This is a genomic window from Spirosoma oryzae, assembly GCF_003002825.1.
GTDB lineage: Bacteria > Bacteroidota > Bacteroidia > Cytophagales > Spirosomataceae > Spirosoma > Spirosoma oryzae.
In genome coordinates, this window is record NZ_PVTE01000001.1 from 77712 (window position 1) to 91502 (window position 13791).

The window sequence follows — 13791 nt, forward strand, 5'->3', positions numbered from 1 at the left end:
AATGGACGGCCAGCAATCAGTGTACCCAGATAGCCTGACAACGGCGGCAGGTTTTCTGCTGGGCCAGCATGTCCCACTCACGGGTACCGAACGGATCGCGGCAGGCGGCATTGGGGCAGCGATACCGGTCCCGGTATTCCTTGTCGATGAGTTCCAACTTCTCGTCTGTCGACAGAAAGGTCGAGCAAAGGGTAGGAACCAGCACACTCAGTCCCGCGCTTGACATAACCTGAAGGAGGGAGAGGGCTGTACCACCCGATGCGACAACGGCGCTGATACCCACGACCGACGACAGAATGACGCTGCCCGTACGGATCATTTTTTCGCGCTGCCGGCAGGCTCTCTTGAGTTGTGGGTATTGCCGGTATACTGATTCAAGCGCGGCAAAATCGGACGAGAAATCGAGTGGTACCTGTTTGGAAGAACCGACCGACTCCGGCTGGTGGGAGACGATGGGGGCAGAGGGTGGAGCTACGCTGACTGGGGCGGTTTCCCGTACCTGAGCCAGCAGGTCGTCAATCGACAGCGTTGTGTCTGCCAACTGAATCGTGTTGGTCCGATCGACAAACTTGCGCGTGATACGGACGCCGTCGACAAATGTCCCGTTCTTGCTATTGAGGTCTTCCAGTAAAAAGGTGGAAGGAGTGCACGCAGTCAGCCGGGCGTGCTGGCCACTGACCCGGCTGTCTGGTACGATGATCGTATTGTTCAGCGACCGACCAACTGTATGGCTGGTTAACTGACTTAACTGATCAATTAGAGCGTATAGCTGTTGATCCTGACCGGATAGGAGCGAGGCATTCACGAGTGCGGATTGTTAGGAATAGTGCGGAACTATCGGGCAATCTACACAAGTATTTGCGGTGTCCTCTACCCATATAGTAGATTTATGGGCTGGCAGTTAGCCAACGGTCGTCGGGGGCGGAGGGCCCAAGCTTACTATTCGAAAAAGCAGACGGTACCACCTACCCAGTCGAAGTCCTTGTTGAAGCGGACGCCGATCATCTCGCCCCGGCTCAGTCGACTCAGGTTTGTCAGCAGGGTAGGGCGGGCATCGCCTTTGGGCCAGATAAACAGCATCCGGATTTCGCACTTGACGTGCCCGTCCAGCGCCTGAATAACAGGCTCGTACTGCACTTTTCGCTGGAGCAGATAGCCGCCCCGCTGCTCGGCTGGAATCGCGTCGAGATCATCGGGTGTGATGTGCAGCTTGACACCGCTACCCGCGAAGGAGAACAACGGCTTCAGCACGTACTCGTTCAGATCGGTTGGATACTCGGTCAGGTCCGACAGGTAATAGCTGGGCGGAACGAACGGACTATTCAGCAGGGGCAGGGTGTACTTGCTGACGCGGAAGAACCAGTTCGGATGACCGACCCAGTCTACGTCAACGTCGTCCGTGAGGTGAAACTCGGTTTGCAGGTCGGGGAAGTTCTGCAAATCGTCGAAGATCAGCCGGTTATAAATACGCTTGATGGGAACTGTACGCCCATCGCGCTCGTAAAACAGCTGTCGACCCTGCTTGCGAATTTTTGTCAGGCAGACCGCTTTCACACCCAGGTACTGCTCCGTCAGGGCGAAATCGATGCGGGTTTTCTGCTGTTCCGGATAGATTTCCAGCAGAATCACTTCCTCCGGATTGCAGTCGCCCACGATCATGTCGCGCAGCCGCTCAATGTAGGCCGCGTTGGTGTCGACATTGAACAGATGCGACAGCGTATCCGGAACGGGAAAGTGCGCCCGAAACTGATCGGCCAGATACGGCTGAAAGCAGTACAGCGACGGAAACCCCTGGAGTTCGATCAACTGGGGAATTAACTCACCCGTATCGTCATGGCAAACCGCAAAGTCGACGGCCAGAAACTGGGTGTGCGTATCTTCGTTGGGTACCCGTTGCTCGACCGGTATCGCCTGCTCGGTCAGCGTCTTAAAGTCAGGCCGCGTCAGTACAGCCACAATATCGTCGCAGGCCCGCAGCAACTTATCCGTTAGCGGTTTCGGGACGAAAACGGGTGTTTCGGCCACCCGGAAGTCCAGCTGATCGGGTAAGTCATGCTTGATGGTATCGAGAAATGCCTGGTATCGGTCGGGCGAAAAGGCAGCGTTGTAATCGTGACGAACAGACTGAATCATGGTAAAGGGGAGGAAAGAGGATAGATGAACGAAGAAAGATGGTCGGTGATTCGCTTCTCAGTGGTACAAGGTCGTGCGTGGACCCTATACCACTGGAAGCCTATCTTTCTTCTTTACTCTCTTCTCTTTATTCTGAAAAATCAAACCAGTTGGGGCTTCGTCACTTTCTGGGCTCGCAACGCCCGCCGGAGAAAGCCTGGTAGAATGACGGATTCGGTGAGGGCAATTTTGTTGGGGTCCTGGAGGTAATCGACCATGTCGTCGTACTTACGCTGCCCGAATAGCTTGACAATGTGCTTCCGACGCTCTTCGGTTTGCATGTGCAGCAGCATTCCCTGGTTGTCGGCTTCGGGGTGAAACTGCGTACCCATCACCTCGTCTGAAAAGCGAATCGCCATGATTGCCCGGTCGAGCGGGACGTGTGGGCGAATTTTCTCACGGCACAGAATCGACGCGCCAAAGGTGCGCAGGCGGGATTTGTTGGGTTTCGTAATCTGGTAATCGCGCGAGTCGACGGCGTAAAATGGATCGGGCAAGCCTTTCAGCATCGGATCAGTCAGGCCATCGGCTTCCTTATGCATGGGGAAGATACCGAACGACGTCGACCGGCGCTTGCTGAGCAAACCTAGTTCCAGATGCCGCACCACCAGTTGAAACGAGTGGCAGATCAGAAAAACAAATTTCTTCCTGGCGTTTCGTTCGTTCCAGTCGAACAGGTCGTCGATTAGCTGGAAAAAACGGGGTTCCCACGCTTCGTCGGATGCCAGCGGACTACCGGGACCGCCCGACGAAATGTACACGTCGTAGCTGAGGTCGGGGAGTTCGTCGCTACCCCGCACGTTGAAAACGTCGTAAACCAGGTCGACATGGTCGCGTTCCTGGAAATTTCGGATGATTTGAAGAATACAACGCATGCCCTGATTCGGCAGGTTGTTGTTCATGTCCAACACAGCTATTTTCAACTGACTCATACGTGTTACGGTTGTATTTTGACAGGATTACAGGATTGTCAGGATTGCTTAAATCGCAAATGGCTACTGGCCAAACCGACTATCAGCCAGCGTTTGTCAGGGTAATAAATCCTGACAATCTTGTAATCCTGTCCATTCATTTACCAACTATCGGATGCCGAAAGAAGTTTCGTCGACAATGTAATCGACAACGCGTTTGAGGTCGTTAGTCTGCTGAAAAACGGCCAGTTGCCGATCGGCACCCGTACCCATATCGAGGATTTTGAGCGCGTATTCGCACTCCTCCCGGCTCCCCAGTTCATCGACCACATCGTCGACAAAATCGAGCAGTTCGTGGATGAGCTGATGCGTGGGTACTTCCTGCTGCTTGCCGAAGTCGATTAGCTTGCCTTCGATACCGTAGCGGGCCGCGCGCCACTTGTTTTCGCTGATGAGGTTCTTGCGGTACAGTCGGAAATTCAGGTTGCTCGACATCAGCTTGTGAATCTTGGCGACGAGGGCCTGTAGCAGAGCCGCCAGACAGATCGTTTCGTCGATACGCATCGGTACGTCGCAGATGCGAAACTCGATGGTGTCGAAGAACGGATGCACCCGAATGTCCCAGTAAATTTTCTTGCCGTTGTCGATGCAGCCCGTTTTGATGAGCAGGTTGATGTATTCGTCGTACTCGGCGGCACTGGCGAAATAATCGGGGATGCCCGTGCGCGGAAACTTGTCGAACACTTTCGAACGGTACGATTTAAAGCCCGTGTTACGGCCCTGCCAGAACGGAGAGTTTGTACTCAGCGCGTAGATGTGCGGCAGGAAATACCGCATCGTATTCATCATGTGCACACCCATATCCCGGCTTTCCATACCGATGTGGACGTGCATCCCGAAGATCAGGTTGGAGCGGGCTGCATCCTGCATCTCTTCGATGATTTTGTCGTAGCGGGCATCGGCTGTAATCTGCTGATCCTGCCAGCGCGAGAAGGGGTGCGTGCCCGCCGAGGCAATCTTGAGGCCCTGATTGCCAGCTAGTTCGATGATGTGTTTGCGCAGGTGCGTGACCTCCCGACGGGCCTCCTGAATGTTGTAGCAGATGTTGGTGCCTACTTCAACGACGGCCTGGTGCATCTCGGCCTTTACCTGCTCGTGAAGGGTAATTTTACCGTCTTCAACGATTTGCCCAATGTGTGAGCGCAGGTCGCGGGTTACGGGGTCAATCGTCTGAAATTCCTCTTCGATCCCAATGGTAAAAACGGGCATGGTGACGTGGTAAAAGTGGGTAGTGGTCGGTTGATGCTATAACGCCGTAGTAAGATAGCTGTTTTTGGTATACAACAAAACGTCCACAAAATCGTCAGAATGTGCCAATGCTGACCTATAGGCAGTATAGGCTTCGGTAAGGTGGTGTAGGAATACTACCTAAGTTGTTCTTTCTCTTGTTTAGAAATAGAGTCGCTAAGACAGAATGCTGTGTCCTGCAAGGCGTGAGGTCAGCTACGGTCTGACTATTCAATCACTAACTTGTACAGGTGGGTGCCGTTTACTGGGTGTACACTGTCAATGATGCTTTGGAAAAGACAGTTAGTGGCTTACCGTGTTATCTGAGTAACCCTGATCCGACTCCGATATGGAACCTGACCTCACCCGTTTTGTCGATGCGCAGGCTGGTGACTACGCGCAGGCATTGACCGAAATCAAACATGGCCGTAAACGAAGCCATTGGATGTGGTACGTCTTCCCACAGCTCAATGGGCTGGGCTTTAGTGAAATGGCGCGCTTCTACGGCATTCGCGACATACAGGAAGCCACGGACTACCTGGCGCATCCCGTGCTGGGACCACGGCTGATTGCGATTAGCAAAGCATTGGTAGCCCTGAAAACGCAGTCGGCGAGTCAGGTGATGGGCAGCCCGGACGATCTCAAACTATGCTCAAGCATGACCCTATTCAGCCGGGTCGCCGGGGTCGATTCCATCCCGGATGGTCAGGTGTTTCAGGCGGTGCTGGACAAGTTTTTCGATGGCGAACCCGACCCGAAAACGGTGGCGATGCTTGCCGGTCGTGGGTAGCGTTGCGGGGGTTACCGCTTCGACATCCGGTTGGCGGTCAGCAACTGATCGGGTCGCAGCCGGGCAACCCGAAGGCCCGACAGCCGGGGATGGTGCAGTACGTAATCAGCGATCGGCATCGACGAGATCACCACTTGTCCGGCGTCTGATGATGCGTGCAGCAAGTGCATCCGGCCGTCTGCTTGGCGCGTTGCCAGTCCGACGTGGCGCATGTCGAGCCCCGGCCGGGCCGCTGTCAGCATGATGACATCGCCTTCACGCAGGGCGGTTTCGGCCTGCCGCACGTTCTTTCGGGGTACAAACGCAAATGGCTGACCATTAAGCGCCGATTCGACGCGGACCATCTGCTCAAAAACGGTCGGATCGCTCAGCGCCGGATATTTGTATACGGCCGACGTCATGTAGTTGACCGGTTTCGATACCATCACCCGGCCCGGCAGCGTACCCGTAACATCGATCAGCAGCCCTTTCCGTTCGTTGTCGCGCAGCCAGTCGGAAAAGTAATGCAGGCGGCTGGCGTACCCGTCGATCCGACCGTTGCGGTAACGCAGGCGGGTCAGATACTGCTGGAAAAGAGCGTCGCAGGTAGCGGGCTCGGTGGTGCGGTTGCTAACGGTGCGAACGCGGTTGTCGTGCCAGGCCAGCGCAACGGCCAGTACCGTTTCCAGATAGGTCGTACAATCGAACTCATGCAGATTAACGACCAGTTGTTCCGTCGGCTGCTGATCCAGCGTATGGGGCACGTAAGGTGAGCCGAGTAACTTCTTGCCGACGAGCACGGCTGTTTCGGCGGCTGTTCGACCGGGCTGGGCGACCAGTAGCGTGAACGAGTCATCTGCCGGTACGGGTTGTGCCGGGCTGAACAGAGGAAGCAGAAAAAGAGCCAGCGTAAACCAGTTTCGCATAGACGGATGAGTAAAAAAGACGGGATAGCCACCGACAGCCTGCGGCAGCTACCCCTAGACGAAAAACGTGAGCCCGTGCTAACTCGTCCTACGCTTTTATTTCCAGCACCCACACGCTCCTCGGAGGAATGGTTACCGGAATGCCCGATTGGCCGGATGCCTCAAACTGCACGTGATGCATGAAAATATCCGTCAGTTGGTACACCCGGGTGGGATCGAGCTGAAGCGTGTCGAGGGCGTGTCGAGGGAGCTTAATCGTAGCATCAACTGTATTGTGGGCCGAGAAGTTACAAATGATGAGTACTTTCTGCCGGTCTGTGTAGCGCAGGAAGCTGTACACCTGCTGCGCATCGTAGCCCGGCGTCTGCCCGTTGTCGTTGGCCCACTGTAGGTCGTAGAAGTAGCCGTTCTGAATGGCATCGGAGCCGTTGACGAGGTAATTCAACTGCTGGTAGACCCCCCGCAGGCTGCGCTGATCGTCGCTTAGGCCACCCCCGTCGTACTTACCGCCGTTGAGCCAGCCCTGCCAGTCGGGCATGCCCCAGTAGTCGAAAATCGTCGTGCGACCATCATCGCCACTAAAGCCTTCCGAGCCCTCGGCCCGTTCGCCCACTTCCTGTCCGAAATACAACAGGTACGGCCCGGTGTGCATGGTCGCTGCCAGCGTCATGGCCGGAATGGCCGCCCACGGATCGCCGGCGAAGAAGCGCGACGCAATCCGCTGCTCGTCGTGGGTTTCCAGAAACCGCAGCATGTGCCCCGGATAATCGCCCTGCTGCTGCCAGACCTGCGTCAGTTCGTAGCAGGAGCCCTGACCCTCGATCAGCCGGCGCAGGGCGTCGTACAGGCCGACTTTGTCGTAGAGGTAATCGAAGCCACCCTGGAAAATAAAGGGACGGTACAGGTGGGTTTCGTAAATCTCGGCGATAAAAATCACGCGGGGATACCGCTGTTTCACCCGACTAATGGCCCACTGCCAGAATTCGACCGGTACGAGCTGCGCCATGTCGCAACGGAAGCCGTCGATGCCTTTGTCGGCCCAGAACAGCAGAATGTCGAGCATCTGCTGCCAGGTGGCGGGCTGCGGATCGAGCTGAAGCCGGTTTTCGAAGACGTTGTAGCCGTAGTTGAGCTTTACCGTTTCATACCAGTCGTTGCTATCGGGGCGGGCGGTGATGGAGCCGGAGCCGGTCACCTTCGCCGGGTTCTCATGCAGCGAACCCGCGTGAGGCAGCCCACTCTCATTTTCCGGAGACACAAACGGCTGACCGGGGAGGTAATAAAAATTGTTGGCCGTCGAAAACCCGACCGAGGTATCGTCCTGCTCACCCAGGTCGACAATGCCCGCCGGCTTCGCGTCGGATTTGTATTGTCGGGCTACGTGGTTGGGCACGAAGTCGATTAGCACCTTCAGGCCGTGGGCGTGGGTACGTTGAATCAGTGCGTCAAATTCAGCCATTCGATCGGCCACGTTCACCGCCATGTCGGGGTCAACGTCGTAGTAGTCCTTCACGGCGTAGGGCGATCCCGCCTTGCCTTTCACCACGTTCGGATCGTCGGGGGTGATACCATCGGCTGAGTAGTCGGTTTGGGTGGCGTGTTCGACAATGCCGGTGTACCACACGTGCGATGCGCCAAACTGCCGGATGGCGCGCAGGGCCGCTTCGTTGATGTCGTTGAACGTACCGACGCCGTTCTGATCGCGGCTGCCGTTTGGCTGGTTGGTCGTGACGGCGTTGCCAAACAGACGCGTAAAGGCCTGGTATATGATCAACTTGTCGTTGACAGGGACGGAGAATGCAGTGTTCACGTTGGTTAAGTAAAAACGGTTGGGGCGTACAAAAAAAGACGCTCTGCAAAACTAGGGCCTTTCGCCACGAAAGTCAGTCCTTATTTTTAGGGTAACGATTGAAACATTCGCCGATTATATTGTCCTTTGGCGGATTAAGCCGCTTCGTCCAATCCATACAACGGCTTGTAACCAACCCTATGATGAACCGATTAAGGCTGATACCGGCCCTGCTTCTGGCGGCCCTGCTCACCACATCTGCCCTAAGCGTGCAGGCGCAAACCGTTCCGCGTATTGAGCGGGTCAACCCGACCAACTGGTGGGTCGGGATGAAGTACCGGACCATTCAACTGCTGGTCTACGGCCCGAACGCCGGTACGCTGGCGTATACCGTCAACTATCCCGGCGTGACGCTGACCAAAACGCACACCGTCGAAAACCCGAACTACGCCTTTCTCGATCTGACCATTGCGCCCACGGCTAAAGCGGGCATGGTTAAACTGGTCGGCAAAAAAGGAAGTCAGACGCTGAGCCAGCCGTTTGAACTGAAAGCCCGCGACAAAGCACCGAAAGGACAGGGGGTCACCGACGCTGATTTTATCTACCTCGCCATGCCCGACCGTTTTGCCAACGGCGACCCGTCGAACGATAAGTTTGCCGACATGGCCGACCAAACCGCCGACCGCAGCAACCCCTTTGCCCGGCACGGGGGCGATTTGCAGGGAGCGCAACAACGGCTCGACTACCTCAAAGACCTTGGCGTAACGGCGGTCTGGTTTACGCCCGTCATTGAAAACAACCAGCCGATGACCAATGAGGGCGGTGCCATGCGCTCGGCCTACCACGGCTACGGCTTTACCGATCAGTACAACGTCGACCGGCGGCTGGGGGGCAACGACGCGTACAAAGCCTTCGTGCAGCGGGCCCACAGCAAGGGGATGAAGGTGGTGCAGGATGCGGTGTACAACCACGTTGGGATCAACCACTGGTTCGTCAAGGATCTACCGATGAAAAGCTGGCTGCATCAATGGCCGGCGTACACCAACACCTCGTACCGCTACGAGTCGATTACCGACCCGCATGGCTCGGAAGCCGACCGGCGCATCACGACCGATGGCTGGTTCGTGCCGTTCCTGCCCGACCTGAATCAGACCAACCCCTACGTCGCTAACTTTCTGATTCAGCACGCGCTCTGGACGGTCGAAACCTTTGGCGTCGATGCGTGGCGGATCGATACGTACCTCTACAACGACATGCCGTTTATGAATCGCTGCAACAAGGCGCTCATGGACGAGTACCCCCGGATTCACATCTTCGGCGAATCGTTCGTCAACAACGTCGTCGATCAGGCGTACTACGTGCAGAATACGATCAACTTCCCGTTCAAGTCGAATCAGCCGGGTGCGCTCGACTTCGTGCTGTTCGGGGCCGCCGTCGACGCCCTGAAGCCGAAAGAAACCAACGGGGCGAATCGGTTCTACACCGCTCTCGCCCAGGACGCCGTCTACGTCGACCCGACGAAGCTGGTCACGTTCCTGGACAACCACGATACCGACCGCTACCTCTCCGTAATTGGCGAAGACGTCGACCGCTACAAAATCGGCCTGACCTGGCTGCTGACCACCCGGGGCATTCCCTGTCTGTACTACGGCACCGAGATTCTGATGAAGAATTTCCGGGACCCGTCGGACGCCGAGGTGCGCCGTGACTTTCCCGGCGGCTTCCCCGGCGATAAGGAGAACAAGTTTGAAGCCGCCGGCCGTACTGACCGCGAAAACGATGCCTGGCAGTTCGTTCGCAAACTGGCAACGTACCGGCGCGATACGCCAGTGATGCACCACGGTAAGCTGATGCAGTTCCTGCCGCAGGATAATGTCTACGTCTTTTTCCGGTACGACGCCGACAAAACCGTAATGGTCGTATCGAATATGGGGGAGAAAGCGATTAAAGTCGATACGAAGCGCTTTGCCGAACGGATGAGCGGCATGAAATCGGCCCGTAACGTCCTCACCGACCAGACGATCACCAATCTCGACCTGATCGAGGCCCCCGCCAAAACCGCGCTGGTGCTGGAACTGGCGAAGTAACGACACAAAACAGCGTCAAGAGAAGCGGGGTTGCCATAGTTGGTAACCCCGCTTTGTTCAGTGGCGAATGAGTTTCCAGTGCGTGCGATTACCGTCGGTTGTCATGACGAGTAGCGTGTACTGACCGACTGGTAAATCAGGTAAAGACCAGTCGAATCGCGTGTGTCGACCCGTGACAGATTGATGAGCTACTTCGCGTCCCTGCATATCCCGTAAGCTGAGCTCCGCGATGGGAACGTCCGAGTCGATTGCCACCTGCCGGGCGACTGGATTTGGAAAAACTGTCATATGACTACTGGCAACGGGTTCGTCGGCTAGTACCAGCGAACTTATCGTCAATTCGTTTTTGACAATACCACGCGCGCAGTTTGCATCGCGTAGGTCTTTCAACGTGAGCGTGAAGTTGGCGGGCTGCGTGGCCTTGACGTAAAACGTATAGGGTGAGGTCTGTATGGTTAGTGGGCGGTTCGCAGCGTCGAGTACGGACCAGGGTGCTGCGCCGGTCAGGTTGACGCTGACCCGGCTGCTGTCGCCAACAGGAAACGAGCGTTTGTCGGTACTGAATTCGGCCGTTGGCAGGGCTACCAGCGTGACCTGTAGGGAGTCGCGGGTACGGACGACTGGCTGGGTGCTTTGCGCAAACAACTTGTATGTACCCGCTGCCAGACTGGCTGGAAGCGTAGTGGTCAGTATCGTGCCGTTCTGCCGGGTGGTCAGATCAATCAGTTGTGCCTGACCCGTCAGCTTGAGCGAGATCTGATTACCTGCTGCAAACTGGCCCTGCTGAGTAAGATATAGACCCACCGAATCACCCGGACAGTATGACCGTGGAGACGACGCCGTCAGCGCAAGTACGGGTAATACCGTGACGCCCAGGCTGGCGGCTTTGCCCACGCAGCCATCCCGGTAGCAACTAGCCTGGTAGATCGTGTTGGCGTCGGGTTTGATAGCGTGCAGGTTAGAATAGCGAATCAGGCGGTTAGACACCGTATCCGCCCCGGCCGCCCACGACCACAGTACATCCTGGCAACCAGCCGCCTGTAGCGTGATGATTTCTCCCGCTTCTACGGTGGGTTTGTCGACGGTCAGCATCGGGGCCTTGAGATCTGAGCAGGGGTTGAAGCGGGTGAGTTGAAACTGACCGCTCAGCCAGATGGCCCCCCGGCTGTCGACGTTGATCGACTGTAGCGCACCGGGGGTTACTTTCGTCACCTGACGCCAGGCCGTGCCGTCGTAGCGGTAGATCGTGTATGGCGTGCTGTAATCGTTCACCAGCAGATTGTCCGCTGCGTCGACGGTCATATCAATTGGGGACGATACCGGCATTGTGCTGCTCCTGGGGAAACTCGTCCAGGTCTGCCCGTCGAATCTGACCAGTGGTGCGGTAGCAGTTGTCCCGCCCGAATGAGATACCCACACCGTTCCGTGCCCGTCGACGACCAGTAGATTCAGGTACTTATCCAGCGCAGGTGTGTTGGTCATGTTGAACAGCGTGGTAACTCCAGTCGTGGTGTTGATGCGGATGAGCGACGTGGGCACGGCTGTATTGGCGTAATCAGCCTGGATCAGCCAGAGTAGCCCGGCCCGGGTAGCCCAACGGGTCAATGAGGCACCGGCGGGTAGTTTGTACAGCGTCGTCAGGCTGTCACCCGACAGGCGATAGACGCCGTAGCCGGTAAAAAATAGCCGTTGCCGGGCGTCGAAACCCATAAGGCCGTCGGTTCCGCTGTACGTAAACGTGACCCGGTTGCTGAGCGTGCCAGTGGCCTCGTCCAGCTTACCCAGTTGAAAATAGGGAACGGGAATTTTGTTTTTGAAGACGTTGGCACTGATCTGGTTCATCAGCCAGATGGCCCCGTCGTCATCGGTACTGATACGAGCCCGTTGCGTACCGATTTTGCCACGGGTCGACTGCCGGCTGAACGTGCGTATGCTATCCTCTGCCAGGCGGGCCAGGCCATTGTCGTTTATCGCCCACATGGCCCCATTACCCGCCTTAGGTGATCCGAACAGGAATCCCTGAGACCAGTCGGCGCGGGTGCCGCCGTTAATAAAGGTCCAGGCCGATGAGATGGACTCGTCGCCGGTGCGAAACGAACTGGTGGTCCCGGCCAGCGTACCCGCCGGGTAATCATACCGGTTGTTGATTTCCTCTGTGCGGACGTAGTACGTGGTAAAGGGCGTCAGGTTCTGGAGAATGTCGGTGTACAGCGTTGCGTCGCGAAACGTCTTTGCATAGATGGGTTTGGTAAACTGCGGGTCCGTACTGACGACCACACGAACCGTTGCCGACTGAATAGCCGGGACGTAGAGGTACGGGAATGTCAGCGGAGCGACTTCATCAACGGATCGAAAAAAACGATAGCTGGGTGGGTTGCCAAAAAAACGGCCTGGTGTCGACCAGGGACCAGTCCGGTTGCTGAATAGGGCTCGCACCCGCCACCGTAAGGCTCCCGAGTTGTAATCGGTCAGGCTGAGGGCTGGCGTCGAGCCCGTCGTCGTTGCCAGTGGAGTCGCAAACGCCAGATCGTTGTCTTGCGCTAACTGCAACTGATAGGCCACGGCTCCCGCAACGGGTCGCACCGTGAAGCGTTTGTTGTCGCTGTAAGGCACCATCGTCTGATCGTTGGTGGGCGAGAGCAGGACGGGTACATCGGCCGTCGAACCCGCCAGTTGAAGCTGGCAAACGCCCGACCAGTCCGACGCGCCCAGCCGGTTGACCGATCGCACCCGGACAAAATAAGCCTGCCCCGGTACGAGCTGCGGCAGGCTGTAGCCGTTTTGGGCCGTTGTGTCGCTAATCTGTTTGCGCGCGAAATCGGCGGTCTGACTTACGTCGATGTCGTACCGGTTGGCTGTTGGTTGCCCATCCCAGTAAAGAAATGGTGTGTTGGTCAGGGTAAGCTGTGCGGGCAGGAGCGGTGCCTGCGCGGGTGTGTTCAGCACCGGCAGGTTTGTAATGGCATAGTTGGTCATCAGCGTCTGGCACAGCGGATGAAACGATTGCTGGCGGATTTCGCAGTAACTCATCAGGGTGCCCCGAACGTTTTCGAGCGATTCAGTATAACAACTTCCTTCTATGTTCGAGCAGTAGTCGATAGGACCACCCGGCCATGCGCAGTTATGCGTGTGGGGTGAGTCGAAGGCATGCCCCAGTTCGTGCGCTATAGTGGGTATGTCGAGCCGGCTTACTACGTAGTCACCACCACCGACGCCGAGAACAGTGGTGGACGTTTGTTTGGTCAGCAGATAAACACGTTTGTCCGACGTGATCCGGGTGGGTAGTTGGGGCCAGACCGTCTGGAGTCGACTAAATAAAGTGGCTGGGTTGGTTTCGCCCCGGTACGGGTCCGGCTCCGTGTCTTTCCAGATATGGATAGACACCACGGTCAGTCTGGTGTTAATTTCACGTTCGAAGATGGTCGATACCTGCCCGATCTGCGCCAGTACGTAACTGCGAATTTGGTTGGTGTCTTTAGCGTAGGCCAGATACGTGTCGGAATCGATCTCGACGGCGATTCGGCAGACCCGTTGCTCACCAGCCGCCCGGCGTGCCTGCTGACCCGCCCGTAGTTGTGGAAGTCGGGCCATGAGCCGGATGACGCTGTCGGGCAACACCTGGTCGTTGACCCCGCAGAAAGGCACAGTCTGTGCCGTAGCTGGCGCGATCCAGACGCCGAAACACAGACAGATACAAACGAGTGTGGAGAGTTGTCTCATCTGAATTGGACAAAAGGCTGAAAAAGTCAAATCTAAGTTAGAATTTGCGGACGGCGATACCCCATTTTCGGCTTATCCTGCCTTTTTGCTGAGAAATTGCAGCCGGAGACCGTTTACTAAATGAACTGCA

The 13791-nt window shown here is 56.6% G+C and carries 9 protein-coding genes; 2 read left to right on the forward strand and 7 right to left on the reverse strand.

Going from position 1 to position 13791, the window contains the following annotated elements:
• Positions 1-16: 16 nt before the first annotated feature.
• The 4 genes from CLV58_RS00295 to CLV58_RS00310 form a co-directional block, all read right to left on the reverse strand.
• Positions 17-805, reverse strand: coding sequence for an FHA domain-containing protein (locus tag CLV58_RS00295; RefSeq protein ID WP_106135768.1), 789 nt, complete (start codon positions 803-805; stop codon positions 17-19).
• A gap of 134 nt (positions 806-939) precedes the next feature.
• Positions 940-2133: a hypothetical protein gene (locus CLV58_RS00300; protein ID WP_106135769.1), complete on the reverse strand. Its 1194-nt coding sequence runs from the start codon at positions 2131-2133 to the stop codon at positions 940-942.
• 140 nt (positions 2134-2273) lie between these two features.
• The gene (locus tag CLV58_RS00305) at positions 2274-3104 is read right to left on the reverse strand and encodes a type 1 glutamine amidotransferase (RefSeq protein WP_106135770.1); all 831 of its coding nucleotides are present in this window, start codon (positions 3102-3104) and stop codon (positions 2274-2276) included.
• A gap of 147 nt (positions 3105-3251) precedes the next feature.
• The gene (locus CLV58_RS00310; RefSeq protein WP_106135771.1) at positions 3252-4352 is read right to left on the reverse strand and encodes a carboxylate-amine ligase; all 1101 of its coding nucleotides are present in this window, start codon (positions 4350-4352) and stop codon (positions 3252-3254) included.
• A gap of 367 nt (positions 4353-4719) precedes the next feature.
• Between CLV58_RS00310 and CLV58_RS00315 the strand changes: the two genes are divergently transcribed.
• Positions 4720-5160, forward strand: a complete 441-nt coding sequence (locus CLV58_RS00315; protein ID WP_106135772.1) for a DUF1810 domain-containing protein — start codon at positions 4720-4722, stop codon at positions 5158-5160.
• A gap of 11 nt (positions 5161-5171) precedes the next feature.
• Here the strand turns inward: CLV58_RS00315 and CLV58_RS00320 are convergent, their stop codons facing one another.
• Together CLV58_RS00320 and CLV58_RS00325 are read right to left on the reverse strand one after the other, a co-directional pair.
• A complete protein-coding gene (locus CLV58_RS00320; RefSeq protein WP_106135773.1) occupies positions 5172-6065 on the reverse strand; it encodes an N-acetylmuramoyl-L-alanine amidase-like domain-containing protein in 894 nt (297 codons plus the stop codon).
• Between the two features lie 88 nt (positions 6066-6153).
• Positions 6154-7875, reverse strand: coding sequence for an alpha-amylase family glycosyl hydrolase (locus CLV58_RS00325; protein WP_106135774.1), 1722 nt, complete (start codon positions 7873-7875; stop codon positions 6154-6156).
• Between the two features lie 179 nt (positions 7876-8054).
• On the opposite strand from CLV58_RS00325, the gene CLV58_RS00330 reads away from it, so the two are divergent.
• The gene (locus CLV58_RS00330) at positions 8055-9941 is read left to right on the forward strand and encodes a glycoside hydrolase family 13 protein (RefSeq protein WP_425443475.1); all 1887 of its coding nucleotides are present in this window, start codon (positions 8055-8057) and stop codon (positions 9939-9941) included.
• Positions 9942-9998: 57 nt separating this feature from the next.
• Here CLV58_RS00330 and CLV58_RS00335 read toward each other — a convergent pair whose 3' ends face one another.
• A complete protein-coding gene (locus tag CLV58_RS00335) occupies positions 9999-13661 on the reverse strand; it encodes a M12 family metallo-peptidase (RefSeq protein ID WP_106135776.1) in 3663 nt (1220 codons plus the stop codon).
• Between the last annotated feature and the right edge of the window lie 130 nt (positions 13662-13791).